This window comes from Siminovitchia terrae (genome assembly GCF_003605405.2).
In the GTDB taxonomy this organism is placed as follows: Bacteria; Bacillota; Bacilli; order Bacillales; family Bacillaceae_C; genus Siminovitchia; species Siminovitchia terrae.
Genome location: NZ_QYTW02000002.1, coordinates 142,827 through 169,442, shown reverse-complemented (window position 1 = coordinate 169,442; position 26,616 = coordinate 142,827). Strand labels below are relative to the sequence as shown.

At 41.6% G+C, this 26,616-nt stretch carries 22 protein-coding genes, 1 pseudogene and 1 riboswitch; of the genes and pseudogenes, 6 read left to right on the top strand and 17 right to left on the bottom strand.

The annotated features are described in order from the left end of the window. The first annotated feature begins 25 nt into the window (after nt 1–25). Nucleotides 26–1,429 (top strand): glutamine synthetase family protein, encoded by a 1,404-nt coding sequence (locus tag D5F11_RS03200; RefSeq protein WP_120114743.1) that lies wholly within the window; start codon nt 26–28, stop codon nt 1,427–1,429. Nucleotides 1,430–1,447: 18 nt separating this feature from the next. Further along, complete coding sequence (locus D5F11_RS03195) at nt 1,448–2,215, top strand: SDR family NAD(P)-dependent oxidoreductase (RefSeq protein ID WP_120114744.1); 768 nt, start codon at nt 1,448–1,450, stop codon at nt 2,213–2,215. 204 nt (nt 2,216–2,419) lie between these two features. On the opposite strand, the gene eutH is transcribed toward D5F11_RS03195, so the two are convergent. The 3 genes from eutH to D5F11_RS03180 all read right to left on the bottom strand — a co-directional run bounded on the left by eutH (nt 2,420) and on the right by D5F11_RS03180 (nt 5,684). Further along, a complete protein-coding gene (gene eutH / locus D5F11_RS03190; protein WP_120114745.1) occupies nt 2,420–3,682 on the bottom strand; it encodes an ethanolamine utilization protein EutH in 1,263 nt (420 codons plus the stop codon). Nucleotides 3,683–3,886: 204 nt separating this feature from the next. Next, nucleotides 3,887–4,258, bottom strand: coding sequence for a response regulator (locus tag D5F11_RS03185; RefSeq protein ID WP_245998048.1), 372 nt, complete (start codon nt 4,256–4,258; stop codon nt 3,887–3,889). Further along, nucleotides 4,224–5,684, bottom strand: a complete 1,461-nt coding sequence (locus D5F11_RS03180; protein ID WP_245998045.1) for a sensor histidine kinase — start codon at nt 5,682–5,684, stop codon at nt 4,224–4,226. The genes D5F11_RS03185 and D5F11_RS03180 overlap by 35 nt, the downstream gene beginning before the upstream one ends. A 477-nt stretch (nt 5,685–6,161) precedes the next feature. On the opposite strand from D5F11_RS03180, the gene D5F11_RS03175 reads away from it, so the two are divergent. Then, nucleotides 6,162–7,220 carry a C45 family autoproteolytic acyltransferase/hydrolase gene (locus tag D5F11_RS03175; protein ID WP_120114746.1) on the top strand — a complete coding sequence of 353 codons (1,059 nt, stop codon included), beginning with the start codon at nt 6,162–6,164 and terminating at the stop codon, nt 7,218–7,220. A gap of 75 nt (nt 7,221–7,295) precedes the next feature. On the opposite strand, the gene prpB is transcribed toward D5F11_RS03175, so the two are convergent. From prpB to D5F11_RS03145, 6 genes are all read right to left on the bottom strand, one after another. After that, nucleotides 7,296–8,207, bottom strand: a complete 912-nt coding sequence (prpB, locus tag D5F11_RS03170) for a methylisocitrate lyase (protein WP_120114747.1) — start codon at nt 8,205–8,207, stop codon at nt 7,296–7,298. A gap of 15 nt (nt 8,208–8,222) precedes the next feature. Beyond that, nucleotides 8,223–9,659, bottom strand: a complete 1,437-nt coding sequence (locus D5F11_RS03165; protein WP_120114748.1) for a bifunctional 2-methylcitrate dehydratase/aconitate hydratase — start codon at nt 9,657–9,659, stop codon at nt 8,223–8,225. A 379-nt stretch (nt 9,660–10,038) separates the two neighbouring features. After that, the gene (locus D5F11_RS03160; protein WP_120114749.1) at nt 10,039–10,269 is read right to left on the bottom strand and encodes a hypothetical protein; all 231 of its coding nucleotides are present in this window, start codon (nt 10,267–10,269) and stop codon (nt 10,039–10,041) included. A 131-nt stretch (nt 10,270–10,400) separates the two neighbouring features. Next, a riboswitch (cobalamin riboswitch) is annotated at nt 10,401–10,600 on the bottom strand. A gap of 210 nt (nt 10,601–10,810) precedes the next feature. Then, nucleotides 10,811–12,013: an ABC transporter permease gene (locus D5F11_RS03155; RefSeq protein WP_120114750.1), complete on the bottom strand. Its 1,203-nt coding sequence runs from the start codon at nt 12,011–12,013 to the stop codon at nt 10,811–10,813. Continuing rightward, complete coding sequence (locus D5F11_RS03150) at nt 12,010–12,690, bottom strand: ABC transporter ATP-binding protein (protein WP_373316041.1); 681 nt, start codon at nt 12,688–12,690, stop codon at nt 12,010–12,012. Before D5F11_RS03150 ends, D5F11_RS03155 begins: the two co-directional genes overlap by 4 nt. After that, the gene (locus tag D5F11_RS03145; RefSeq protein WP_120114752.1) at nt 12,674–13,882 is read right to left on the bottom strand and encodes an efflux RND transporter periplasmic adaptor subunit; all 1,209 of its coding nucleotides are present in this window, start codon (nt 13,880–13,882) and stop codon (nt 12,674–12,676) included. The genes D5F11_RS03150 and D5F11_RS03145 overlap by 17 nt, the downstream gene beginning before the upstream one ends. Before the next feature lie 355 nt (nt 13,883–14,237). Here D5F11_RS03145 and D5F11_RS25855 point away from each other — a divergent pair, with 355 nt between their 5' ends. From D5F11_RS25855 to menC, 3 genes are all read left to right on the top strand, one after another. Continuing rightward, nucleotides 14,238–14,384, top strand: coding sequence for a hypothetical protein (locus D5F11_RS25855; protein WP_185830471.1), 147 nt, complete (start codon nt 14,238–14,240; stop codon nt 14,382–14,384). Between the two features lie 319 nt (nt 14,385–14,703). Then, the gene (locus D5F11_RS03140) at nt 14,704–15,840 is read left to right on the top strand and encodes a M20 peptidase aminoacylase family protein (protein WP_120114753.1); all 1,137 of its coding nucleotides are present in this window, start codon (nt 14,704–14,706) and stop codon (nt 15,838–15,840) included. Between the two features lie 2 nt (nt 15,841–15,842). Next, a complete protein-coding gene (menC, locus tag D5F11_RS03135; RefSeq protein WP_120114754.1) occupies nt 15,843–16,985 on the top strand; it encodes an o-succinylbenzoate synthase in 1,143 nt (380 codons plus the stop codon). A gap of 274 nt (nt 16,986–17,259) precedes the next feature. Here menC and D5F11_RS03130 read toward each other — a convergent pair whose 3' ends face one another. From D5F11_RS03130 to D5F11_RS03100, 8 genes and pseudogenes are all read right to left on the bottom strand, one after another. Further along, a complete protein-coding gene (locus D5F11_RS03130) occupies nt 17,260–17,793 on the bottom strand; it encodes a helix-turn-helix domain-containing protein (RefSeq protein WP_120114755.1) in 534 nt (177 codons plus the stop codon). Nucleotides 17,794–17,978: 185 nt separating this feature from the next. Next, nucleotides 17,979–19,286: a fosfomycin efflux MFS transporter AbaF gene (abaF, locus tag D5F11_RS03125; protein ID WP_120114756.1), complete on the bottom strand. Its 1,308-nt coding sequence runs from the start codon at nt 19,284–19,286 to the stop codon at nt 17,979–17,981. Nucleotides 19,287–20,077: 791 nt separating this feature from the next. Next, entirely contained in the window at nt 20,078–21,583 is a 1,506-nt protein-coding gene (locus D5F11_RS03120) for an aldehyde dehydrogenase family protein (protein ID WP_120114757.1), read from the bottom strand. Next, the gene (locus D5F11_RS25850; protein WP_185830470.1) at nt 21,583–21,759 is read right to left on the bottom strand and encodes a hypothetical protein; all 177 of its coding nucleotides are present in this window, start codon (nt 21,757–21,759) and stop codon (nt 21,583–21,585) included. The genes D5F11_RS03120 and D5F11_RS25850 overlap by 1 nt, the downstream gene beginning before the upstream one ends. Nucleotides 21,760–21,767: 8 nt before the next feature. Next, complete coding sequence (dapA, locus tag D5F11_RS03115; RefSeq protein ID WP_120114758.1) at nt 21,768–22,685, bottom strand: 4-hydroxy-tetrahydrodipicolinate synthase; 918 nt, start codon at nt 22,683–22,685, stop codon at nt 21,768–21,770. Nucleotides 22,686–23,319: 634 nt separating this feature from the next. Continuing rightward, nucleotides 23,320–23,543: pseudogene (locus D5F11_RS27895) on the bottom strand (sulfite reductase); the annotation flags it as partial. A 190-nt stretch (nt 23,544–23,733) separates the two neighbouring features. Next, nucleotides 23,734–24,546, bottom strand: a complete 813-nt coding sequence (locus D5F11_RS03105; protein ID WP_120114759.1) for a GNAT family N-acetyltransferase — start codon at nt 24,544–24,546, stop codon at nt 23,734–23,736. A gap of 74 nt (nt 24,547–24,620) precedes the next feature. After that, entirely contained in the window at nt 24,621–26,186 is a 1,566-nt protein-coding gene (locus D5F11_RS03100) for a long-chain-fatty-acid--CoA ligase (protein WP_120114760.1), read from the bottom strand. Nucleotides 26,187–26,616: the final 430 nt, after the last annotated feature.

The following is a 26,616-nucleotide window of genomic DNA, read 5'->3' as shown; positions in this document are numbered from 1 at the left end:
TATTATGAAGGAGATGATTCATACTATGGAAAAGACACTGTCCAATTACAGTGAGGCTAAGGGAACAAGTACCAAGAACAAACTACTCCAATTGATTAAAGAAGGACAAATAGACACCGTCATTCTTGGCTTTTGTGATATGCAAGGAAGATTTATGGGAAAAAGGGTTACTGGCACATACTGTTTGGAAAACGACTTAGATACAGGAACCCACTTTTGCAATTATTTATTAGGGACCGACTTTGAAATGAATGTTCCCGAAGGCTATGAATCAATGAATTGGAATGATGGTTATGGCGATTGGATTGCTAAGCCGGATTGGGATACCTTTAAAGTGATCCCTTGGCTGGAAAAAACAGCGTCAATTTTCTGTGATGTTTACGAAATGGATGGTACCACTCCTGTGGCTGTCGCTCCAAGAAACATATTGAAGAGCCAATTGAAAAAAGCGGCACAAATGGGCTTTCAGCCGTATATGGCAAGTGAGCTGGAATTTTATTTATTTACTGAAACATATGAAACTGCGCATGAAAAGGAATATAGAAGCCTTCAGACAGCAGGTCATGTGAATGAAGATTATAACCTTTTGCAAGGTACAAGAAACGAACCACTCTATCAAAAGATTCGCCAATATATGGACAAGGCCGGTATACCGATCGAATCTTCGAAAGGGGAAGCCTATTATGGGCAGCATGAAATTAATTTGAAATACGCGGATGCCTTAAAAGCGGCGGACCAACATTTATTTTTTAAGCATGGAATGAAGGAGATATGTATCCAAAATGAACGATCCGTCACCTTCATGTCTAAGCCGCATCATGAATGGACCGGTTCTAGCGGGCATATTCACCTCAGTCTCACAAACATCCATACTGGTAAAAATGTTTTTTTTGCCGGCGAAGACGCGAGTAGCTCCATGTCAAAAACGATGCAGCATTTCATGGCTGGCGTTCTATCTTACACCAGGGATTTCTCGTTGTTTTTTGCCCCAAACGTTAATTCATTTAAACGATTTTCCCCAAACAGCTGGGCGCCTGTAAATATCGTATGGAGTAAAGATAATCGTTCAGCGGGTTATCGTGTCGTTGGCAATGACAACCACTTACGATTTGAGTCAAGAATACCTGGAGCTGATATGAATCCTTATTTAGCCTATTCAGCACTCATTGGAGCAGGTTTGCTAGGAATTGAGCAAGAGCTTGAACTGTCTCCAGAATTCAAAGGGAATGCCTATGCGGATCCAAATGTGAAGAGAATTCCCTCCTCTTTGCATGAAGCCATCATGTGCTGGGAAAATAGCGGAGTTATAAGCAAGGTATTGGGAGATAAGGTTGCTAAGCATTATTTGCACGCTGCTACAGTAGAACAGCAGGCGTTTGATAGATTTGTTTCCAATTGGGAGATTGCCAGATATTTTGAACAATGTTAATTAATGAGGTGAAAATAAATGAGATTAAAAGATAAAGTATGCATTATTACAGGTGCAGGTGGAGGCATGGGGAAGGTTGCTGCCCAAATGTTTGCCAAAGAAGGAGGAAAAATTGCAGTATTTGAGCTCAATGAGCAAGCGGGGTTGGAAACAGTGAACGAAATAAAGGAAAACGGTGGAGAAGCAGCTTTTTTCCTGTGTAACATTGCAAATGAACAAAATGTTGCTTCCGCCGTCTCAGAAGTGGTCGAAAAATACGGAAAAATAGATGTTCTATATAATAATGCTGGTGTAATGCCAGCGGAAGATCACTCAGTAGTGGATACTTCGGAAGAAGTTTGGGACTTAGTAATGAATGTAAACGTGAAAGGCATCTTTTTCATGACAAAGTATGTTATCCCTGAAATGGAGAAAAATCAATCGGGCTCTATTATCAATATCGCTTCATTTGTCGCTTTTATGGGCTGTTCAGTACCTCAGGATGCCTACACGGCTTCCAAAGGAGCTGTATGTTCACTCACCAAATCACTTGCCATTCAATTCAGACCAAAAGGAATACGCACAAACGCCATTTGTCCAGGACCAATTGAAACGCCGTTATTAATGGAATGGCTTGTTACAGATGAGGAGGCAAAACGCGTTCGTCTAGACCGGCAGCCGGCGGGACGCTTCGGAAAGCCACAGGATATCGTCAATTGCGCATTATACCTCGCTTCCGACGAAGCCGACTGGACGAACGGCGCCTTAATCAATGTTGACGGCGGTATTACATCAAATTATTTTTAAAAAGCAGTGATTAGCCAACACTCGTCCCTGAATCGGGAGTCTCCTTCATAAAGATTTATAGCAGGCCCTTGTAACCTACTCAAAGGTTCCAAGGGCTTAATCACGTTCCTGCATGTTTATCGAACAATTCTCATCTTTTCTTAGATTAGGCACAGTCAATAGCCTGGAAGGCATCCCCCTCCAGGCACAGGTACTAAAGTAAAGCTACGCTATGGTTGACGTCTGTTTTTCTTCTTCATAAACATACTCTTGTTTTCCAATGATCCCCGCTTCTCTGTCCATCTTCTCCAATTCAAGAGCCTTAGGAACACAAATCCAATAAGCAAATACAACTCCTAAAGCTCCTGCACAAATTTTCCCTATCAATACTGCAGGAATCAGACTCGGTTGAAAGTTGGCAGTATAGGAAAGATGATCACCCAGTAAAAATGCTGCCGACACTCCAAAAGATATATTGATCACTTTGTCCTTTGGCGGCATGTCACGTACAAGTTTGAACATAGCCAGTATGTTAGCTACAGTGGCAAGCATTCCTGCACTTCCTGCTTCACTGAGTCCAATTTTTCTGCCCATGGCTGTAAGAGGCTTTGATAAATATTTACGGATTAAATATACCATTGGAAATGCACCCGCCAGCATAATCGCAATATTCCCTGCATTTTCCAGCGCCCTGAAATTATCTTTTCCATCGGCCATAATAGGATCGAATCCCCATGAACCCAAAATAGTAGAGAAAAACCCGGTAAAGATTTCAACAATAGAAAACACCAAAACGATCTTAATGCTTATGTCCAATAGCTTTCCAAATATCATGAAACCTTTGATCATTAAATCAGAGAAAAAATATAATCCCAATGCAATAATGACTACAAATATAAAAAGCGGCAACAAGTTAACCAGGATTGATAAATAACTTAGTGTGAACTCATAAGTTGATTCTGCACTCGTATCAATGATTGTACGGATCTTTGCATTCGATAGTACAATAATGATACTGGAGATAAAAGCTCCGATTGGAATGGTCAACAGACCTGACATGATGCCAAGCGCCATATATTTATGGTCTCTTTTATCAAGCATGGGTAAACCGAGTGGAATTGAAAACACAATAGTCGCACCGGCCATATAGCCAACGATCATAGCCATGATCCAGCCTTCATAGGAAGATTTCAGAACGTTAGCCAACTGATAGCCTCCCATATCCGTTGCAAGGATGGAAGTAGCAGCAATGGCCGCATCTGCTCCCAGCTTATCAAAAAAGGGACCAAAGACATTCGTTATAAACTTCGACAAATAGGGAATGGAGGCCATAATTCCTGCTGAATTGGCAAAAATGGGACCGACCGTATATATCCCTTCCATAAACTCCTTGCCAAGCCCCTTTTGGGCATCTTTCATTGCAGCAAACGCACCCATGACTGCACAAATCATAATAATATATACTACTATATTTCCGACGAGTTCCAATTAGAATCCCTCCATTTATATTTATTTTTATAATTTATATCAACCGAGGTTAATAGATTTCCCCTAATGTAACGGTAAAATTCAAACAAAAAAGTGCCTATCCGTTTTATCAAAGATAATACGGATAAGCACCATCGCTTGAACTTATGAACTTTTATAGATAATTCATCAGAGATAGAAATCTATCATTTCCTACCGGCTTTTTTACTGGGATGGAAATAATATATTTTTTACTGCTTGTATCAAATTGTTTTCGGATACAGGTTTCACCAAATATCCTAAAATAGAATTGATTTTTCTAATCTTTATAACTTCATCCTGTGTATACGCCGTTAATAATAATATGGGAACATCCAATTTTTCAGATATAATCTCACTCGCTTTAATCCCGTCTACTTTAGGCATTTTTATATCCATAATAATGAGATCAGGCTGTAAAATTTCTGCAAGCTCTATAGCCTTTTCACCGTTATTTGTTGCTGCAACTACATTCAAACCCTCTGCTTTGAGCATTTCAACAATATCCAGACGAACGATGGACTCATCCTCCACTACTATAATCCGCTTGTTCAGCATGATGGTTCTCCTTCGATTGAAAAATAACCGTCGCTACTGTTCCAGGGTACATACGTTGAATATAAAATTCGCCCTCCAAATCGTATTCGACCATCATCTTTACAATATCTAATCCAAAAGAAGCACCGGTATCCTTTGAATATCCAATTCCATTGTCTATAACCTTCATTTCAATTCTGTCATTATTTTTTTTGAAATCGACAATAATTTTTCCTTGTGAATTGCCTTTGAATGCGTGTTTGACACAGTTTTGTATCAGTTCACTAATAATTAATGCAATTGAAACGGCTTTATGGGATGAAAGCTGTAAATTCGATTTTTCATAATTAATCTGTACAGATATATCTTTTTGAGGTTCACTGTACACTATCATATGAGCAATCTTTTCCACCAAATTTAACACGTTTACATCATCTGCGCTTGAGCCTGACAGGATCAATTCATAAACGGCTGCTATACTTAATATCCGGTTAAGACTTTTTTGAAAGTGCGGCTTACTTGCTTCCGGAACTCCATTTCTCATTTGTAAACGCAAAAGACTAGCGACTGTTTGCAAATTGTTTTTTACCCTATGGTGAATTTCCCGAATTGCCACAGATTTTACTATAAGCTGCCGTTCTTTCTCTTTAAGCTCGGTAAGATCCTGTAAAATAATAAATGTTCCGGATGCTTTATTATTGTTATGGTTTAGGGATATTTTCTTTAATTGAAAAAAACGGCTTTTTATCTGAATCTCCCTCATTAATAACGTCTCGGGAAGAGACAGGAGTTCTTCAATAAAAGGCAGATACTCGGTAATCGGTTCACCTACATTACATTTACTCCCATATATTTCATAAATAAGGTTCATAGCCGACGGATTCACATAAACGATATCATCATTTTCATCTATATAAAACAAGGACTCTTCAATGATCTCAGGAACAATTGGATCATTTTGAGTCATTCTTATCATGATATCACTAAGGGTAGCTGTAGCCTTAGACAGCGCTTTCATTTTATCTTCTTCTTCAACCTGTTCGGTGATATCTTTTTCCATTATTAATGTTCCAATTACTCTTCCGTCTTTCCCATTAACCGGAACAACGCTCTGTTTCACCATTTTACCTTCTTGTGTAAGTGCTCTGTTAAGAATCATTTGCTTCCCTGTTCGAAGGGTAAAAAAGACGGCGGGTTCAAAAGCTTCATAGGCAAATTCTCCTGTAACAGGCCGATCGTACAACGAATTCCCATTAGATGGGACCGCTTCTGCAACAATAATTGCATGTTTTAGCTCCTGGGTCGGGCAGTCTATAAAAATATTTGCTTGATTTAAATCTGCAATTAGCTGTAGATTACTTTCTATTTTTTCTATTTCAGCAATATCTTCCTCACTGAGTTGTGTATGCGTGCGACAAATTTCTCTTGCTGATTTAATATGTGCCAATTACAGCCTCCACCTTAACCTCTAATAACATAATGTTACATCTCCTCCTCATTTTTGTCAACATTCTGTTTACTCTGTTTATTATGTCAGACAAAAAATTGAGTATATTAACGAATATGATTAGATTTAACACAAGTTTAATCAAATTCGCCTTGGCGTATTTACGCCCAGATTTTACCGAGCTCCGCTCGACAAATCTCCTCTGAAAATCTATGGCATCCGCCAGAGGCTTTAACTTTATTCAGCCAAGGTTTGAACCTCCACTGAATGGAATATCAATATACTTTCATCTCACCACTTACAAAAGTGGGAGATTTCTGCTGAATGAAGTTAAAACAGGGATTCACATTTTAATAAGATATTTCTCTCAAGACAGAGCTTTATAGGGTTTACATTTACTCTATTAGTAGAGCACCAAAGTGTTGCCCTCCCCTCCCTCTTCCCATAAAATAGCCTTAATAGAAAGTGAGGAACATAATGAAAAATATTTATAGTGATATTATTCAATTCCGCGGTTCCCATTATGATTTCGGTTTTATGCAGGGACAGATTTTAAAGAATTCCCTTATTGTCAAAAATAGGGAAAATCAATGGAAGGTGCGCAGACCGCGATTCAAAATCGATGCTGCTGAAGTGAAAGAGGCGATTACCTCGATTGCACCGGGGGTTTGGGAAGAAATTCTTGGGTTACAGGAAGCGCTGAAATGGCCTTTGGAACGCGCACTAACTGAATTTGGCGGGTACCGATTAGAAATTCCCCGGTCAGGTTGCTCCATTTTAACCGGTGACGGCTATCTCATCCGCAATTACGATTATCATCCGAAAACATATGAAGGACGATATGTATTTTTCCAGCCAGTCAAAAATGGTTATGCGACCGTGGGGCCTAGCCAAAGAATTACGGGTCGTTCGGATGGCTTGAACGAGAAAGGACTCGCCATGGGCTACAATTTTATGAACCGAAAGAGCCCTAAGGATGGCTTCATTTGCGGAATGATCGGAAGGCTTGTTTTGGAGACTTGTGCAAATGTGAAGGAAGCTGTCTCATTGTTAAAAGAAATTCCGCATCGGCATTCGTTCAGCTATATTGTGTATGACCGAAGCGGCGAGACTCATATTGTTGAAGCGACGCCAAGGAAGATCACCGTAAGACAATCAAACGCCTGCACAAATCATTTTGAAGAATTAAAACACGAAAATCGTCATCATCTTGCGGATTCCGAACGCAGACTTGAAGCGATTCGAAAGAATCCCGTTTCGGATAAATACGAAGCTTTCCGTCTATTCAACGATACGGACAAAGGTGTTTTTTCTGGCTTATACAGCAGCTGGGCTGGAACAATCCATACTTCTGCATACTTTCCTAAAGAAATGCAAACATGGATGGCACTGGGGGGAAATCAGGAACCGATGAAGTTTGATTTTGGAGAATGGCTGAAAGGGAAGGACATTATAGTAAAAAGCATAACAGGGGAAGTAGACACGGATATTCCATTCGTACATATGGATGAAAATGCCGACTGGTTTAAAAGGTAGAGCCCCCGACTGAATAGGGGGCTCCAGCCTGATGATGGGCTAAGAAAGAAAGCGAGTATATAATGAACCACTGCCTCATTCATCTCCATCATCTAAAATTGTTTTGGCAATCTTACGATCTAGTTCCTCAAATTTATAATAGGAAATGGTCTGATATAATTCTTTTCTCGTTTGCATGGAGGATAGCCCTTCCTTTTGTGTACCTTGCTCTTTAATAAGCTGGAACACTCTTTCACATGCTTTCGCAGCAACACGAAGGGAAGTCACTGGATAGATTACTAGCTTCACACCCATGCTTGCGAACTCTTCTGCGGTGTAGTAAGGTGTTTTTCCGAATTCCGTCATGTTTGCCAACAAAGGAACCTTGATTTTTTCAGAGAATAATTGAAACTCTTCCTTGGATTGAAGTGCTTCCGGGAATATTACTTCCGCTCCTGCTTCAACATACGCAAGTGCGCGTTCTATCGCTGCATCCAATCCTTCTACAGCACGAGCATCTGTCCGGGCCACCATTACCAGGGACGGAGCAGTCTCTTTCACAGCCTTAATCTTTTGGACCATATCTTCCGTTGAAACGAGCTGCTTCCCATTTAAATGTCCGCATTTCTTGGGCAACTGCTGATCCTCCATTTGGACAGCCGCCACATTGACTTCTACCATTTCCCTCGCGGTCCGGGCAGCATTTAAAACACCCCCAAACCCAGTATCAATATCTACAAGCAGCGGCAAATTCGTAGCGCGGACAAGATCCCTCGCTCGATCTGCCACTTCTGTTGAAGTAACAATTCCCAAATCGGGCAGTCCCCGACTTGCCGTGTAGGCCGCTCCCGATAAATAAAGTGATGAAAATCCTGTTTCCTTCGCCGTTAGAGCAGCCATTGCATCATGGGCACCCGGAACTTGTGTCACATCTGCTGTTGTTAATAGCTTTCGAAACTTGTCTGCAAGATCGCTTTGCGTCATTGGTTGATCAACGATCCAAGCCATTTATCAGCCCTCCCATTATAAGAACAATTCCAGAAATTGCTTAACATGCATTTGCTCAAGCTTTTCTTTATCAAAACATTCTTCCTCAATTTTTTCTGATTGCTTATTTGGGAAATGCGCCCTCAGATTATTTGAAAATTTCTTCTTAATGAGCGGAATAGCTTCTTCCCTGCGGAATCGGTGACCCAAAGGATACTCGCATTCAACATTTTCAGTCGAAGTTCCATCCATAAAATGGACCTGTACAGCATTGGCGATTGAGCGCTTGCTCGGATCTAAGTAATCAATACTGTATTGTTTATTTTCTATGACTTCCATCTTGGCCCGTAAACGGTCAATCCTTTCATCCGCCGCCGTTTCCTCTTCATAATATTCCGCCCGTATATCCCCCTTAATCAAACCAATTGCCGTAATATACTGAAGACAATGGTCGCGGTCAGCCGGATTATGGAGCGGCCCTTGTTTATCAATGATTCGAATTGCCGATTCATGTGTAGTAATGGTGATCCTATCAATCTCATCCAACCGATCCTTGATTTGTGGATGAAGCTTGACTGCACACTCCGCGGCAGTTTGTGCGTGAAATTCTGCCGGGTAAGATACTTTGAACAATACGTTTTCCATTACATAGGAATCAAGAGGCCGCGCAAGCTTTAATTCTTGTTTTTTAAATAAAACATCCTGAAAACCCCAGCCCGGCGCAGAAAGAGCCTGTGGATAGCCCATCTCTCCTTTAACGGCCATCATTGCCAAAAGAACGCCTCTGCTTGTCGCATCCCCGGCAGCCCATGACTTCCGAGAGCCCGTATTCGGAGCGTGACGGTACGTTCTAAGACTGCTATTGTCAATCCATGCATTGGAAAGCGCATTGATGATCTCTTCACGCCCTCCTCCAAGCATCTTTGTCACAACAGCGGTTGTGGCAACTTTAACAAAAAGCACATGATCCAGTCCAACCCGGTTCAAACTGTTCTCTAATGCGAGAACCCCCTGAATTTCATGTGCTTTAATCATCATTTCCAGCACATCCCGAACGGCCAATGGTTCTTTCCCTTCTTCAAGGCGCACTTGACTAACATAGTCAGCCACTGCCAGTATTCCGCCCAGATTATCTGAAGGATGCCCCCACTCAGCCGCCAGCCACGTATCATTGTAATCGAGCCAGCGAATCATGCATCCAATATTAAATGCCCCGCGTACCGGATCAAGTACGTATGATGTCCCCGGCACCCGGCTTCCCTTTGGAACCGTCGTACCCGGCACAAGCGGTCCTAACAGCTTTGTGCATTCTGGATATCGCAACGCAAGTATTCCACATCCCAATGTGTCAAGCAGTACATAACGTGCTGTCTCGAAAGCTTCGTTACTTGTAATCTTCGAATCTAGTACATAGTCGGCAATGTCCTCCAGTAAATGGTCTACATTTGTAGGGCGCTCATTCGTTTTGATCACATCAATCTTCCTTTCTATCCATCATTCCTGTAGAATTAAGAAGCTCATGTTCACTGTAATAAGGCTATATAAGTTGAACGAAAGATTTGCGGTTTATTCCGGATCAAATTTAAACATGTGCAACAGCATTTCCAAATTTCGGACAGTATTTTCGTATGTCAGACAGTATTTTCATATTCTACATAGTTTGAACGAAAATCTTTGATTACGGAACTGAATCTGAGCAGTGCAACAGTTACAAGGGGAACTTTAATTTTAAAGACCGAATATTTTTTCCTCTTCGTCAGTCTGCACTATAGGAGTTTCTGAAATTGACATTTCCCTGTTTCGTATCTAGAGACAAGATGTTTGTTTTTGACAGCAACAATATCCTCATGTGTCACTGCCGTTTCTCGTCCTCCGATCCGAAAATTTCAATTTTCACGTTCAAATAGGCCTTCTCAAGGTTTTGTAAATAAGCCTCCTGCTCAAACTGTCTTTCTGCTGTTTTCATTATTTCCGTTTTTAATTGTGTGTATTGATCTTGAATAGAGCAAGACGAAGACAAACCAAAATTGTTCATGATGCCTGCTTTCAAAAAATTGGTAAAGTAATCCACTGATCCAAACAAAATAAACTCCTTTCAATAAAAAAACAACTTCATTACAGAAGTTGTTAAGGGACGAATGAATAATAAATAAACATGTCAAAATACATGCTTTACCATTTTCGCACTTAACACCTCCCATCTCGCGTAGGTATCGATGTTTGCTGAAACAGGCAGGTCTCCTGGCTTATGATCATCGCTTTTCAAACCTTCCCATTTTCAAGTGAATGAAAACAGTGGCTCCCTTTTGAATCGCTCCCAAATACAGTTGCGCAGACAGCGTCGGAATCCAACCGAACTTCCCTATTAAGCAAATAAAACCCTTTTTATCTGCACCTATTTCTACTTATTCAGTTTTCTTATCAAGCATATCAAATGTTTCGGAAAACTACCAGAAATATCAGATCATTTTTCCTTTTCCCACTCATTATCACTTAACCCGTAAGCTGGACAAAACCTTATAAGAAAGAATAAACCGCATGAAATCCAATGTAAATACACTGATTTCATGCGGTTGATTTTTCACGATTTATACTAATTAAACTTATGTTCCAGCCTCTTTAACTTATTCATATCTTAACGCGTCAATCGGGCTGAGCTTAGACGCTTTGTTGGCCGGAAGAATTCCAAAGATGATCCCGATAAATGCTGAGAAACCAACTCCTATCAGTACAACCAATGGACTGATTGGAGCGGTGATTGGCGCAAATATCGTGATAAGCAGCGCTCCTAATGATGCCAAACCGATTCCAATCAATCCGCCCAATGAGGTTAATGTGACTGATTCAATTAGAAATTGAAGCAATATTTTTCCCCTCGTTGCACCAAGAGCCTTGCGGAGACCAATTTCCCTTGTTCTTTCCGTAACAGATACGAGCATAATATTCATGACCCCAATTCCACCAACCAATAGGGATATGGCAGCAATACTGCCGATGAATAATGTCATCATGTTGACGTATGTTTCGATTTCCTCCATAAACTCAGACAGATTCGGGATATTATACATACCATCTTCTAAATTTTTGTGCTCTGTCAGCGTATTGGCCGCCTCCATCCCGATCTCGGAAAGCCTTTCAGGATCGTCAACGATGATAGCCAGCTGTTCTATTTCATTGTTTCCAAACATCATGGAGATGACAGTCCTCGGCATTACCATCTCACCATCTTCATTCCAGCGAAACTGCTCGGGAACGGGAGATTCATAAACACCAACAATTTTGTAGGGGTTTCCGTCTAACTCTATGATTTCCCCGACAACATCATCCGAGTCTTTAAAAAATTTGTCTCTCGCGACCGTATCAATCATAACAACGCGGTTCATAGCGTCGTTATCTTTATCGTTCAGCGGACGCCCCTCCACTGTTTGAATTTTTTGGGCGGTAAAATATACACCGTCGACTCCTGTAATTTCCATCTCCGCCGTTTTGTCATTGATCATGGAAGTCCCAAACCCCTGATTAGTGGCCAATATAGATTTGACTCCCGGTACTTCTTTCAAAACCTCCAGGTCCAATGAGGTCAGCTCAGGCTCTTCCCAGAACATCTCTTCGTCTTCCGTCTCCATTGGCTCGTATATAAGGTTTATCGCATTTTTATCGGTACTAAACATCTCATCCATCATTTCTTTTTTCGCACCTTGTCCTATTGCCACTATGACAATAACGGCCGCGACTCCAATGATGATGCCAAGCATTGTTAAAATTGACCGGATTTTATGATTCCATATGGACGACAGAGCGATTTTGAAGCTTTCCCACAAATTCATGGCTTCGTCCTCCGGTCATCAATGATTTTTCCATCCCTTAAAGTTATGATCCTGTTTGTATAAGCTGCGATTTCCTCTTCATGGGTAACGATGATGACAGTTTTCCCTTCCTTGTTCAGTTGAACAAACAGTTCCATGATTTGGGCGCTCGTTTTTGAATCAAGAGCACCTGTCGGCTCATCTGCCAAAATAAGGGTCGGGTTGTTCACAAGGGCGCGCGCAATGGCAACCCTTTGCTTTTGTCCTCCCGAAAGCTGGTTGGGCAAATGCTTCACGCGGTCTCCTAACCCAACCTTTTCCAGCATCTGCTTGGCCCTTTCCGCTCTTTCCCGCTTGGACATACCTGCATAAATTAACGGAGCTTCCACATTTTTCTGTGCATTCAACCTCGGCAGCAAAAAGAATTGCTGGAAAACAAATCCGATATGTTCATTCCGCAGTTTTGCCAAATGCTTCTCTTTCGCAGAATTGATATTTTCACCATTCAGTTCAAATATACCTGCTGTGGGATAATCCAAAAAACCAATGATATTCATCAGTGTTGATTTTCCTGATCCCGAGGGGCCCATAATGGCAATAAACTCACCATCTTCTACATCCAAATCAATGCCATGCAACACCGGAACCTGGAGTGACCCGTTCCCATAAACTTTCGTAATCTCACTCAATTTCATCAAAGGTGGTCACTTCCATTCCATCGTGCAAGCCTTCGTTAGGAGCAATGACAACAAGCTCGTCTTTTTCCAGTCCATTTTTGACCTCGATAAATTCGTCATTGGATGTCCCAGTCTCAATTTCGCGCATTTCCAATTTTCCATCTTTCAGTACAAAAACCGTATTGCTATCCTCTTCCTCCAAAATGGCAGCATGAGGGATGGCCATTTTTTTGCCATCTCCGTCTATTTTGATTTCCAATGAAACATGGAATCCTTGACGCAGTTTGGATGTGTCATCTGTAATGGCGACCTTAAATGGATACATAGTGACTCCGCCACCGCCGCCACCATCGGAAAACTCCTCATCCCCGCCTTCTTCATTCGGAAATTGGGAAACAGATTCGATGGCACCTTTCCATTCTTTATCTTTATAAACTTTTGGACGAATAATTACTTTCTGCTTTTCCTTGATTTTTACAGCGTCAAACTCGCTCATTGTGCCAATGACCTTGAATGGCTGGCTTGAAATGATATGTACAGCAGGGTTTGTTTCCCCACCTTCAGTGCTCACAGCATTTCGGTCTACTTTGACAACAATTCCATCAATCTTGCTCGTGACGGTCATTTCTTTGATTTGGGTATCTAAATCATTGATCTGCTCCTGAGCAGATTCAATTTCTGATTTTGTACTTTCATGCTGGGTTTCCATTTCAAGCTTTTCACTCGTCAAAGAATTCACATCTTCTGATGCAGCTTCGTCATCCTCACCATCCCCAGATGGAGCTGGTTTATTTTTCGCATTCGCAATTCGCTTGTTCATTTCTGCTATCTGATTAATTTCCGTCTGGGATCGCTTTTGCACCAAATCCCTTTCTCTAACGGCTTTATTATATTCTGACTGCAATTTGGAAGAATCATAGACAAACAGAGGGTCTCCGGCCTTTACCTTTTGGTTTTCCTTTACTTTGAATTCCGTTACCGCTCCTTTTTCCGCATCCAAATACACTTTTTGCTCATCTTCCGGAACAATTTTTCCAGTTACCAAAATGCTTTCACTCAGTTCCTGCTCTGACACCTTTTGAACAAGAAGAGATTCCTCATCATCTGCTACTGCCATTTTTCCTGCCTGTGCCCTAATCACCAATGTGACCACAAGCGCCAATACCAACACCCCAACAATAGATCCTGCCCATATCCAGGCTTTCTTCTTCACAATATATCCCCCTTGTAAATGATGGTGGAATTCCCTATTTTTTTATATATACTGGGAAATCCCACAAATAGTGACAATAATAACAACGAATTTACACATCAAAAAGATTCAAATTCTATTCATTTCGATAAAAATTACCCCCCATATCTATTAGACGATGCAAGCTGAAAAAGATACTACATAAAATGCAACATTTACGAACATATAACAATAATATTACAAAATGTTTAAAAACTGAAATAAAGGCTAAAAGAAAAATATATATTTTAGAAGAGACTGATCGTATAAATACGGAAATATATAGCTTTTACCACGACTTTTGTTTAACATAAACTTTTTTAATTTGGGGGTCACTATGTCCATTTCAGAAGAAAATCAACTCTTCGTAAGAGAATTGCGTCGTTTGCTTGATGACTATGAACGCTCTCCTCGCAATAAAAAAACTGCTATTATGGAAGATATCTTGATACTCGCTCATGCACTATATAAAAGTAACGATTAAAATTTTCATAGAATCCCACGTATTCTCTACCTATAACAAGCGTCCAAATGCAAGCCCGACCAACTGATAAATACAACCAGTTGATTCCTTTTTTCCTGGCGCCTATAATTTATGTAGATTATTCTATTGGCGAAATTTTTAATGAAATAATCGGATGCCAGGTTTGACGGTGATCGTTATGAGCTTTTTCACCAATAGGTATTCGCTAGGGCGACTTTCATGTCCTTATTTCATATAATGAAGTACTTAATGAATCGGTAACGGTGATTCTTCGCCGTTATCGAACTAACACGTTTATCGGGAAAGGAAATCAGCAGGCATGCAAGACGAACATTTTAAGCAACAAGTTTACGATACGTTTAATTATCTCCATGCTCATCCGGAGCTCAGCTGGGAAGAAGTGAACACAAACCAATTTATGAAGGAGCAGCTTGAAAAAGCCGGCTGCACAGTACGGACATTCAGTGATTGTACAGGTGTAATCGCTGATTTCGGTAATCCTACAAACGGAAACCCGGTTGTAGCGATCCGAGCCGACATGGATGCCTTGTGGCAGGAAGTCGATGGAAAATTCCAAGCCAATCATTCATGCGGCCACGATGCCCATATGACAATGGTACTCGGCGTAGTGTGGAAGCTCACCAAAGACCCTTCCATTAAGGACAAGGTGACTGTCCGCTTTATTTTCCAGCCAGCGGAAGAGGTTGGTGATGGAGCACTGAGAATGGTGGAAAAAGGCGCAGTTGATGACGTTGATTACTTATTCGGTATCCATTTGCGACCTGTCCAAGAGGCTCCTGACGGATATGCGACTCCAGCTATTATTCATGGCGCAGCCAGTTCAATTGAATGTGACATCATCGGGGATGACGCCCACGGAGCCAGACCGCATCTAACGAGCAATGCAATTGAAGTCGGCACCCATATTGTGAATGCCATTAATGCTATTCACTTGGATCCGACCGTTCCGCATTCAGTAAAAGTCACAAAGTTCCATGCTGGTGGAAAAAGTACCAATATTATCCCGGGTCAAGCGTCATTGGCTTTTGATTTGAGGGCACAAACAAATCAGCACATGAAGATGCTGAAAGAAAAAGTATACGAGACTTTAGAGGCAACTGAACAGCTTTTTCAATCTAAAATAAAAATCACAGACGATTATGGAATTCCAGCTGCCGAAGTGGCTCCTGAAGCAAAGGAAATTACCAGACAGGCGATTTCCAACATTTTGGGGCCGGATCATACGATGGACCCGCTGATGACACCGGGCGGAGATGATTTCCATTTTTACACGATTAAAAGACCAGAACTGAAAGCCACAATGATCGGACTCGGATGTGATTTGAAACCGGGTCTGCACCATCCGCATATGACTTTCAACCGCGAAGCCCTTTTCAACGGAATTGACATTATTACAGAGATTGTACAAGTGTTGGCAAAAAAAGGAGAGAACTAGCATTGAAACCAGTTAAAATTAAAGAAGTTGTCCTTCACACTGTAAAGATGAGGCTAATTGCACCTTTTACAACGAGTTTTGGCACGTTCCAGGAAAAGCATGTCTGCCTAGTAGAGGCCATTGACGAATCTGGCATCTCCGGTTGGGGAGAGACAACAACAAGTGACGAACCTTATTATAACGAGGAAACCACACATACAGCGGTTTATATGTTAAAGGATTTCCTTATTCCAAGAATCATCCATAAAACCATTAAACATCCGTTAGATGTCCATGACATGCTCACGTTTGTCCGAAGAAACCAGATTGCGAAATCAGCGATTGAAACAGCAATTTGGGATGTATTTGCAAAGAAGAATAACTTGCCGCTTTCCGAATTGATCGGCGGCATGAAAACGGAAATAGAAGTAGGAAAGAGCATCGGAATCCAGGAATCTCCTGAGAAGCTTGTCGAGAAAGTCGGCGAATATGTGGAGGAAGGATTCCAAAAAATTAAAGTTAAGATTGCACCCGGCGCTGACCTGGACTATATTGAGGCGGTCCGAAAAGCATTTCCGGACGCTCCATTAATGGCAGACGCCAATTCAGCGTATACATTGAATGACATTGAGCATTTGAAAAAGCTCGATCAATACAACCTCATGATGATCGAACAGCCGCTTGCTCATGATGATATTATTGACCATGCCACTTTGCAAAAAGAAATACAGACGCCGGTCTGCTTGGATGAAAGCATCCATTCTTTCGAAGACGCCAGAAAAGCGTTGCAGCTAGGCAGCTGTCAAATCATCAATATTAAAATCGGCCGCGTCGGCGGGCTGGGCGAATCCATCCGAATCCATGACCTATGCAGGGACAACGGAGTGCCTGTCTGGTGCGGGGGAATGCTTGAAACCGGAATCGGACGCGCTCATAACATTGCCCTGACGTCCCTTTCCAATTTTACAATACCAGGAGACACAGCACCGTCGTCCCACTATTGGGACGAAGATATTATCAAGCCTGAAGTCACAATGGATCTAGGAATCATTCAAGTTCAGTCAGGTCCTGGAATCGGTTTTGAGGTCAATCGCGAGAAATTGGAACGGCTCACGGTAGAAAAAGAGAGAATTACTACGGCTGAAACGCTGCATCCGATTCCTTGAAAATAAGAAAAAAAGCGCACGGCGCACACCCTTAAGCTACAAGAACAAGTCAAATTGCGAGGTGGCCAGTTCCTCAGCCACCACAGCAATTTGACTTAGTCCTTACGCCGACGCGACTGTTATTGACCGACATTACTTAATAATGGCATTCCTTCCCATCCTACAAATCAAGGCTATACACCGAAAGAAACATTTAACCACTCCCCCAACTCAAAATGGGGGACAGATTACTATTGTTCTTTTAACTAGTCTATAATCCTGTCAAACTTTTAAGTCAGGTATTTGTACTGACAACCAATAAAACCACCGGCTGATCTGTTTCGTTGTACCATACATGCTTTTCTGTGGAGTCAATGTGTAATGATTCGTGAGCATATAAGGTCTCTTCATGATTTTCCAAGACAACCTTTAATTCTCCTTCTAACACATATACGAATTCCTGACCATGGTGTGTGTATGGAGCAGTATGAGATTCACCAGCCTTCAATTCAATGCGTGCCGGATAGAATTTGGGGTTTTCCATATTACCGACAAGACTTGTGTAAGTAAAATTAGGTTGGACTGCACTTTTTTTCAGTGTTTGTTTTTTTATTGACAGAGTTTCTTCTTCGGCTTCGAAAAAGAGGTTGATGTTTACTTCTAAAGCTTCGGCAATCTTTCGCAATGATGTAAATGTAACTGAACTAATCCCTCTTTCCACTTGGGAAAGAAAGCTTACAGAAAGACCACTCCGCTCACTCACTTCTCTCAGAGTTAATTTTTTACTTTTGCGTATTCGTTTAAATTCTCTTCCCAACTTATTATCCAAATTTTATCAACCCATTCTGGTCGTCTATGCTTCTTTTCTAGCACTATAATAGCGCTAAAAACTCTTGGGAAGCAAATAAAGTGAGTTTTCTATTATTTAAATAGTAACCAAAAACATTCAGTTTGACATTCTGATTACCGATAGATATTACACAATTACTAACAAGGTGGCTTATTGCAAGGTCATTACTCTGCTTTCTTAAAAGTAAGAGATTTTCCTTTTGTTTCTTTTACTATCATTATACTTAGAATTGAAATGACACTTGATATAACTAAGTAAATTGAAATTGGTATAGAGCTATTAAATCTTTTTAATAGACTTAATGAAATCAATGGAGCCAATGAGCCTGCCAAAATTGGTGCTACTTGATAGCATAAAGACAAGGCGGTATATCTGACATGAGTAGGAAATAACTCTGTCATTAATGCTGAGTATGGAGAATACGTCATCGATTGAATAAATAAACCAATAATAATTGCTAACATAATTAACCAATCATTTCCTGTATCCATCATTGGAAACCCAATAAATCCCCAAAACGCAGTTAAAATGGCTCCTGTAACATAGATCGGCTTCCGCCCTAAAATATCGCTAAAATGTCCCATTATTGGAATAAAGAAAAAGTGAATAGCGTGGGCTCCAAACATTAATAATAAAATTTGTGTAGTGTCCTTATCAACCACAAGCTTTAAATAACTGATAGAGAAAGTTACAACCATGTAGTACAAGATGTTTTCTGCAAAGCGGGCTCCGATACCTGCAATTATTGCTTTTTTATGGTATTTCAATACTTCTATAATACCTAATTGTTGTTTTTCTAATTGAGCTTGTTTTTCTTGTGCCTCTTTGAAAACTGGAGCATCATCTACACTTTTACGTATCCACAGACCAATTAATACTACAACTGCTGAGAACCAAAATGCTACGCGCCACCCCCAGTTCATAAATTGCTCGGGGCTTAAGCCATTTGATAAAATTAAGAGAATAATTGTTGCTAATAAATTCCCCAATGGCACCCCTGTCTGTGGCCAACTTGCCCAGTAACCGCGTCTATCATCAGGACTGTGTTCCGATACTAGAATAACAGCTCCTCCCCATTCCCCGCCAAAAGCAAAACCTTGAATCAAACGTAGACTAACAAGCAAGATAGGAGCCCAATAACCAATGCTATTGAATGTAGGAATACACCCCATCAAGAAGGTTGTAATACCAACTATAATTAAACTGAACTGCAATAATTTTTTTCGCCCGAATTTATCACCATAATGGCCAAAAATAATCCCTCCGATAGGTCTTGCCAAGAAACCTACCGCATAGAGGGCAAATGCAGCTAGAATGCCGTCGATAGCACTTCCAGTTTGCTGAAAAAACAATTCTCCAAAAACCAGAGCAGAAGCGGTACCATATAGGAAAAATTCATACCATTCAGCTACAGATCCGATCATAGATGCAGCAACAACTTTTTTTAACATCTTATTATCTGTTTTCTTCATATTTGTACCTATTCCTTTCGCTCAAGGCACCAAACGCAATAAACAAATGTGCCCCAAATGTTATTTTTATTACATAGGAATAATAGTTAACCAAATCACATGGAGGCGAGTGACCCGCTCTGACGTATTTATTAAACATCTAAAAATTTAAGAGAATTAAACAGCACTACGAAGGCTTTAATCTAGTACAGCTGATAATAAGAAACACACATGATCTCCAAGTTCCAGAACAGGTTTATACCGTAATCTTGCCCCTCTCCATTGTATTTTCATAGAAAAAGCGCAAGGCGAGTAGCCTTAGGAAAAAAGTACAATTCAACAATTGGACATGAAGCGCTGCAGTCAAAAGTGAAAACATCCCAAAAGACGAAACTCCATTCAAATCTCACAAAACGTCGAAGCACTTGAAATGAATGCTATTGGAAGCATACTTTTTATTACTAATCTATAACATCTGAAAAACGATGATTGGGAATAATTAATAAATTAGATTATCTCCGCGAGCCGCAAAATGATAGTAGAACACCCCTCTTATCAAATGCGCCTTGGCGTATTTGCGCCCAGATTTTATCGAGCTTAAGCTCGATAAATTTCCTCTGAAAATCTGTGGCATCCGCCGGAGGCTTTAACTTTATTCAACCGGGGTTTGACCCCCCACTGAATGGAATACCAATATGCATTCATCTCACCACTTACAGAAGTGGGAGACTTCTGCTGAACGAAGTTAAACGACTCGCTACCATCAACCAAATATCCCCAATTTCAATGAGGTTTTGTTTTTTTGTTCAAGTTTATGGATGCTGTTTCATGTTTACAAACACGCTTTTGATCTCTGTATAATTAGCGAGGCCATATTCTCCGCCCATTTCACGGCCGATTCCGGATTGTTTATAGCCACCGAAAGGCATCGTCTCCCATTCAAGGCCAAAATCATTGATCCAAACTGTCCCGGATTGGAGTTTACGAGCGATATAATGAGCTTTTTTTACATTTGTCGTCCAAATGCTGGCTGCCAATCCATAACGGCTGTCGTTTGCTCGGCGAATGACCTCTTCCACTGTATCAAACGGAGAGACCGCCATCACCGGCCCGAAGATTTCCTCACGGGCTATCGTCATATCATCTGTAACATCCGCAAAAATTGTCGGCCGTACAAAGTACCCTTTGTCATAGCCACGTTCTCCGCCAGCGACAAGGCGAGCCCCCTCTTCCTTCCCTTTTTCAATATAGAAAAGGACTGTATCCATCTGCTTGCGGGAAACAAGTGGCCCCATTTCCGTCTCCTCATCCAATCCCTTCCCGACTTTTAAAGTGTTTGCCCGTTCGATTAGGCCCTGCAACACTTCGCCATAAAGGGAACGGTGAACGTAAACCCTTGTACAGGCGCTGCAGTTTTGTCCATGATTATACATTGTTCCCGCAAATGCCCCATCAATCGCTTCATTCAAATCTGCGTCTTCCAAAATAATAGCCGGGGATTTTCCGCCGAGTTCCAGTGTAACTCCCTTGATTTGATCCGCTGCCTCTTTCATGACCGATTTTCCCACTGCTGTTGATCCTGTAAAGGCTACTTTATCAACATCCTTATGGCGGATGATCGCCTCTCCCGCCACTCGGCCAAATCCTGGCACGACATTCACCACGCCGTCCGGAAATCCGGCTTCCTTAAACAATTGTGCCGCATACAAAAGGGAAAGCGGCGTTTCAGTGGCAGGTTTAATTACAACCGTACAACCGACCGCCAGTGCCGAGCCCAGCTTCCACGCCGCCATGGCGAGTGGAAAATTCCATGGAATAATCTGGCCGACTACTCCAACTGGTTCATGAACAATATAATTGAGATAATCCGGGGAAACTTGTACAGTTTTCCCTTCAATTTTCGTCGCCCAACCCGCATAGTAGCGAAAGTGTTGAACTGTGCCATCCACATCATCAGCCAATGCAACTGCATACGGTTTTCCATTATCCAATGTCTCTAGTTGCGCCAGCTCTTCCCTGTTTTCTTCAAGCAAATCCGCAAATTTGTAGATGAGACGCGAGCGGGAAGCGGCGTCCATCCTAGTCCATTCCCCTTCATCAAAAGCACGACGCGCCGCGGCAACCGCTAAATCAATGTCTTCCTTTTCCGCTTGGTAAACATCCGCAATCTTCTCCTCCGTTGCCGGATTCAGCACCTCGAACGTTTGCCGATTTTTAGAAGGCACGGATTCTCCATCAATATAAAGTCCCAGCTCCCCTTTTAAAAAGCTTAAAACTTTTGGTTTCAGTTCCACTGTTTTTGCCTTTACATCTGCCATTATTTATCCCTCCAATTTTGATCCTTATCAAATGCGCCTTGGCGTATTTGCGCCCAGATTTTATCGAGCTTAAGCTCGATAAATTCCTCTGAAAATCTGTGGCATCCGCCGGAGGCTTTGACTTTATTCAGCCGGGGTTTGAACCCCCACTGAATGGAATACCAATAGGCATTCATCTCACCACTTACTGAAGTGGGAGATTTCTACTGAATGAAGTTAAAACGTCCAATTGCCCCATTAAATGTTTCAAGGTTTCCTGCTCTTCTTGGCTTAATCCGAGGCGCGGCCTCCGGGCTGGACCGCCAGCAAGTCCTTTTAAATCCATTGCATGCTTGGTAATTTGGACGTATTTCCCGGATCCTTCCAGGAAATTGCAAAGCGGAAGCAACTTATCATATAATTCCCACGCCCGCTCGATATCCCCTTCTGCATAAGCGTCATACATGTCCTTTGCAATCCGTGGCGCAATGTTTCCCGCAACCGAAATCCAGCCTTCCGCTCCGACCATAAATGATTCGAGAACCATATCATCCGCCCCGCAGAATGTTTTAATAAATCCTTTCCCTTGACGGGATATGTCCCTGACATTCCGGATTTCCCCGCTGGATTCTTTAATATGGGTGATATTCTTCACTTCCCTGCCAGTTCGAAGTATGGTATCAACTGAAATGTTTACACCGGAAGTGAAAGGGTTATTATAAATCATGATTGGAAATGAAACGGATTCAGCGACAGCCTTAAAATGCTCATAAATCTCTTCATCCTTTGGATGAGCATAGTATGAGTTGATGAGAAGAGCCGCATCCGCCCCCGTTTCTTCAGCCTGTTGGGTATATTCAATCGCTTCCTCTGTTGTTTCTGCTGCAGTTCCCACAACTAGGGGCAATCTTCCTGCGACTTGTTTCACCGCCACTTCAACGGCTTTGAACCGCTCCTCTTTCGACAAACTTACAAATTCACCCGTACTCCCATTGATTGCAAGCCCATCGACACCTTGTTTAATAAAATACTCGATATTTTGCCTGAAACCATCCCAGTTAATCGATTCATCTTCATACATCGGTGTCACGAGTACTGGATATACGCCTTTTAAATTTGTCATTGTCAATTCCTCCTATTTAGCTAGTAGCTTAGTAAATTGCGCGGATAAAGATACTCAAAACAACGAACAACAAAAGCTGTCATTTTTTCAATCTCACCTCGCATAAATCGCTTACATTTTGAATTATGAAACAATAACTTGGTTGAACATATTATAATTAAAGTATGAATAAAAAGTCAATATAAATTTCACTCACACTGTAAAATGTGGTTAGTCGACTCAAAAAACCCCAAAGGCTTAAAACGTTAAAGGGGTTTTTTACAATCTAACAAACTTACATTCTTACGTATAAGAAACCCTTTCATCAGACATTCCCCGCAACACACTTTTCGTTGTTGCTAAACGATAACAGGATTTTCTTGTTTGCTTTGCTATTAATAGTTTGTTATCCATTCCTATTATGAAATGAAAGTAGAACGTAGATGGTTTCCAAATATAAAAAGGGCTCCTGCCTTTGGTATTATAGCTTGCTGGAAACTATAACCGAAAGAAAGGAGCACCTTAAGGTAAAATCTATTAGTTATTACTTCCTTACATCAATCGTGAAAATCCAATCCGGAATGAACCCGCTTCACTAGCCTGCGCGAATCACAAACTCCCCGAAATGTTCCTGCTTCACACGTTCTTTTGCGTATTGATGGATAATTATTTTTTCAGCCAGATCCACTACTTGGTTCGGGAAGCAAAATTCGATAACCCTGCGCAATTGAGGATAAGTGCTTGTGTCCCCATTGATCATGCCCATTCCTCCACCTGAAACAACATTACCTTTTAATTGTCCATCCTGAAAAATGCAATGAAACCCAAGTCTCGTGAGAATACATCTACATCGTTGGAAGGAGGCACTGCAACCTCGATTATCAAATGCGCCTTGGCGTATTTGCGCCAGATTTTATCGAGCTCCGCTCGATAAATTTCCTCTGAAAATCTGTGGCATCCGCCGGAGGCTTTGACTTTATTCAGCCGGGGTTTGAACCACCACTGAATGGAATACCAATAGGCATTCACCTCACCACTTACGGAAGTCGGAGATTTCTACTGAATGAAATTAAATTTGAAGTTCAAATCTTTTTACCAACAAATAATGATGCATAGGCCCTTCTTTACTTCTTTCAAGAGAAACTGCCGCATAACCCTTTTTGAACAGCTCCTGAAATACAGCACGGGTTTTCAATCTCCAATCCAATGCCAGGCCTATATCCTCTTGCTTTATTTTTTGAAATGCCGCAGGAACTGGAACCATTATTTGTTTCGCATCAGGGATTTCACCATTCAGGGTAAGAGCGGGGCCACTTGCAGTCTCTTTCCACGGGATATAAAAGACGTCATCTGCAATAGAAGTTTGAAGACGTTCATTCACATGCCTGCTTTTGACCCACCATTCCACTTTAAATCGGTCTGTCGGTAAGCCCGCATTCAGTCCGTCATCGAACTCTCCATAGCAATTTTCAATATATGTACTGCAAACCGCACGGAGTTTCGCTAGATTCAAATAGCCATTGCGTGTCTCCAGCGGATCATATGTCCATGTCAGCATATCGTACCCTATTCGGGCCGCTTCCGTTTTTTGTCTGTTTTTTAAAGAAGCACCGATGCCTCTGTCACGGTATTCGGGATGGATTCCCATATTGTGTGAGCATAGATAGACCTTACCATCCTTGAATCCTGCAAAACTATAGCTAAACCCAACAAGCTGATCATCACAATATGCACCAATCGCAAGGCCTCCGTTCCGAATGGCCGTAATTGTCTGGTGTACAGGGATTCCGCCTTCCCCTTGCCAAATGAACTCTTCAAGCTGATACATTTGTCTCATTTCTTCATTGCTGTTCAGAACGCGAATATCAATGGTTGATGTCATCGTGCAGCCCTCTTTCTGTCAAAATTTCTTATTGGCTGCCATCATTATATCAGCTTTTGTTCTATTCCGTATAACTATCGTTGTGATACAAGCTCCCGCAGCTTCACCTTCATGGTTTTGCCGCTCGCCGTTTTGGGAAGTTCGTCCATAAAAGTCACGATGGTCGGGCATTTGAAATGTGCCAGCCCTTTTCTTGTAAAATCAATGATCTCTTGCCCAGTTACTTCCTGTCCGTCCCGCACAACAATAATGGCATGCGGAGTCTCCCCCCACTTTTCATGAGGCGCAGCAATGACAGCCACCTCTTTCACCGACGGATGGTCGTATATAATATTTTCGATTTCTATAGTAGAAATGTTTTCTCCTCCACTGATGATGATGTCCTTTTTCCGGTCAACAATTTGGATGCGGCGCTTTTCGTCTATCGTCCCCATATCCCCGGTATGAAGCCATCCATTGATAATCGTCACATTCGTCGCCACTTCATCTTTCCAATATCCTTTCATGACGCCTGGACCTTTTACAATCACTTCTCCGACTTCTTTACCGTTTTTTGCAACATCATTTCCAAATTCGTCCACCACTCTAACGACAGTTCCGATCATTTCTAAGCCGGTTTTGACTTTTAACATATAATAATCATCATTGGAAACGCCTTCATCTTCGGATGAAATATAAGACGCCAAGCTCAAAGGCGAAGTTTCTGTCATTCCATATACCTGGTAGAATTCCCAGCCGATTTCTTCTTCCAGCTGTCTGATGAAAGCTTTAGGTGGTGCAGAACCCGCGACAATAATCCGGACATTTTGGTCAATTTGCGGGTTTACTTTTATGTATTGATCCATAATCGATTGAAGTACAGTAGGAGCCATATGCATCACCGTGACCCCGTATTTTTCAACCTTTTCTAAGATCACCTTCGGGTCGATCGTTTTTTGCATAATCTGGGTCGCGCCATTCGCTGTATAATAGAAAGGGGATCCCCAACCGTTCACATGGAACATCGGTAAAATATGCATAAGGACATCACGGTCATTTACCCGCAAGTGATGCATGGTGGATAAAGCATGCAAGTAATTATTCCGATGCGTCAGCATGACTCCTTTTGGATTCCCGGTTGTACCGCTCGTATATAGCAAAGTGCTGACATCATCCTCATGCAATTCTACACGAGGAAAGTCAGTCGTCGGAAAAGAAGAAAGCCAACGGTCATAAGAAATGAACCCTTCCTTGTCCTCTTGCAGACCATGAACGATGATTGTTTCTACTGTTTCAAGCTGATCGCGCACCGGCTGAATCAGCTCTAAAAGATCGCAATCAACAAAAAGCACTTTGCTTTCACTGTGATTCAAAATATACACATAGTCCCTCGGCTTCAGCCGTGTATTTAATGAGACCATTATACCGCCAACTTGAAAAATCCCATAAAACCCTTCGTACATTCCCAGCGTATTCGGGGCTAAATAAGCAACCCGATCACCTTTTTCTACACCAAGGGAATCCAGTCCAAATGAAAGACTGTTTACTCGTTCATTTATTGCTTCATAAGTGTAACATTTGCCCTGTTCATCAATAATAGCTGGTTTTCTACCATACAAATGAACTGCCCGATCCAAAAATTGCGTCAACACAAGAGACATCTGAAAATCCCCTCCCTACCAATTTATGAATAATCAAAATTATATCATAAAATAGAGTTGTGAGTTAATTCAAAAGAAACATTTCATAACAAGACCGCTCCTAGACGCAGATATAACTGTTCAAAAAAGAAAAATCGAAAAAGCTTTAACTTCATTCAGCAGAAGTCTCCCACATCTGTGAGTGGTGAGATGAATGCCTATTGGTATTCCATTCAGTGGGGGTTCAAACCCCGGCTGAATAAAGTCAAAGCCTCCGGCGGATCACATATTTTCAGCGGAAATTTATCGAGCGGAGCTCGATAAAATCTGGGCGCAAATACGACAAGGCGCATTTGATTAGACTTTTCGACCACGATAATGAAGATATCCCTGAGGTTACCTTAGAACTATAAAGATAGGGCACTGACTATAGAGACAGCTAAAAGAACGG

Excerpts from the sequence above, each read along its gene's own strand:
- D5F11_RS03140 (WP_120114753.1), top strand. The coding sequence starts at position 14,704 with ATGCAAGACGAACATTTTAAGCAACAAGTTTACGATACGTTTAATTAT.
- abaF (WP_120114756.1), bottom strand. The coding sequence starts at position 19,286 with ATGAAGAAAACAGATAATAAGATGTTAAAAAAAGTTGTTGCTGCATCT.
- D5F11_RS03105 (WP_120114759.1), bottom strand. The coding sequence starts at position 24,546 with ATGACATCAACCATTGATATTCGCGTTCTGAACAGCAATGAAGAAATG.
- D5F11_RS25850 (WP_185830470.1), bottom strand. The coding sequence starts at position 21,759 with ATGAATGCCTATTGGTATTCCATTCAGTGGGGGTTCAAACCCCGGCTG.
- D5F11_RS03120 (WP_120114757.1), bottom strand. The coding sequence starts at position 21,583 with ATGGCAGATGTAAAGGCAAAAACAGTGGAACTGAAACCAAAAGTTTTA.
- D5F11_RS03175 (WP_120114746.1), top strand. The coding sequence starts at position 6,162 with ATGAAAAATATTTATAGTGATATTATTCAATTCCGCGGTTCCCATTAT.
- D5F11_RS03185 (WP_245998048.1), bottom strand. The coding sequence starts at position 4,258 with ATGCTGAACAAGCGGATTATAGTAGTGGAGGATGAGTCCATCGTTCGT.
- prpB (WP_120114747.1), bottom strand. The coding sequence starts at position 8,207 with ATGGCTTGGATCGTTGATCAACCAATGACGCAAAGCGATCTTGCAGAC.
- dapA (WP_120114758.1), bottom strand. The coding sequence starts at position 22,685 with ATGACAAATTTAAAAGGCGTATATCCAGTACTCGTGACACCGATGTAT.
- D5F11_RS03195 (WP_120114744.1), top strand. The coding sequence starts at position 1,448 with ATGAGATTAAAAGATAAAGTATGCATTATTACAGGTGCAGGTGGAGGC.
- D5F11_RS03200 (WP_120114743.1), top strand. The coding sequence starts at position 26 with ATGGAAAAGACACTGTCCAATTACAGTGAGGCTAAGGGAACAAGTACC.
- D5F11_RS25855 (WP_185830471.1), top strand. The coding sequence starts at position 14,238 with ATGTCCATTTCAGAAGAAAATCAACTCTTCGTAAGAGAATTGCGTCGT.
- D5F11_RS03155 (WP_120114750.1), bottom strand. The coding sequence starts at position 12,013 with ATGAATTTGTGGGAAAGCTTCAAAATCGCTCTGTCGTCCATATGGAAT.
- D5F11_RS03100 (WP_120114760.1), bottom strand. The coding sequence starts at position 26,186 with ATGTCTCTTGTGTTGACGCAATTTTTGGATCGGGCAGTTCATTTGTAT.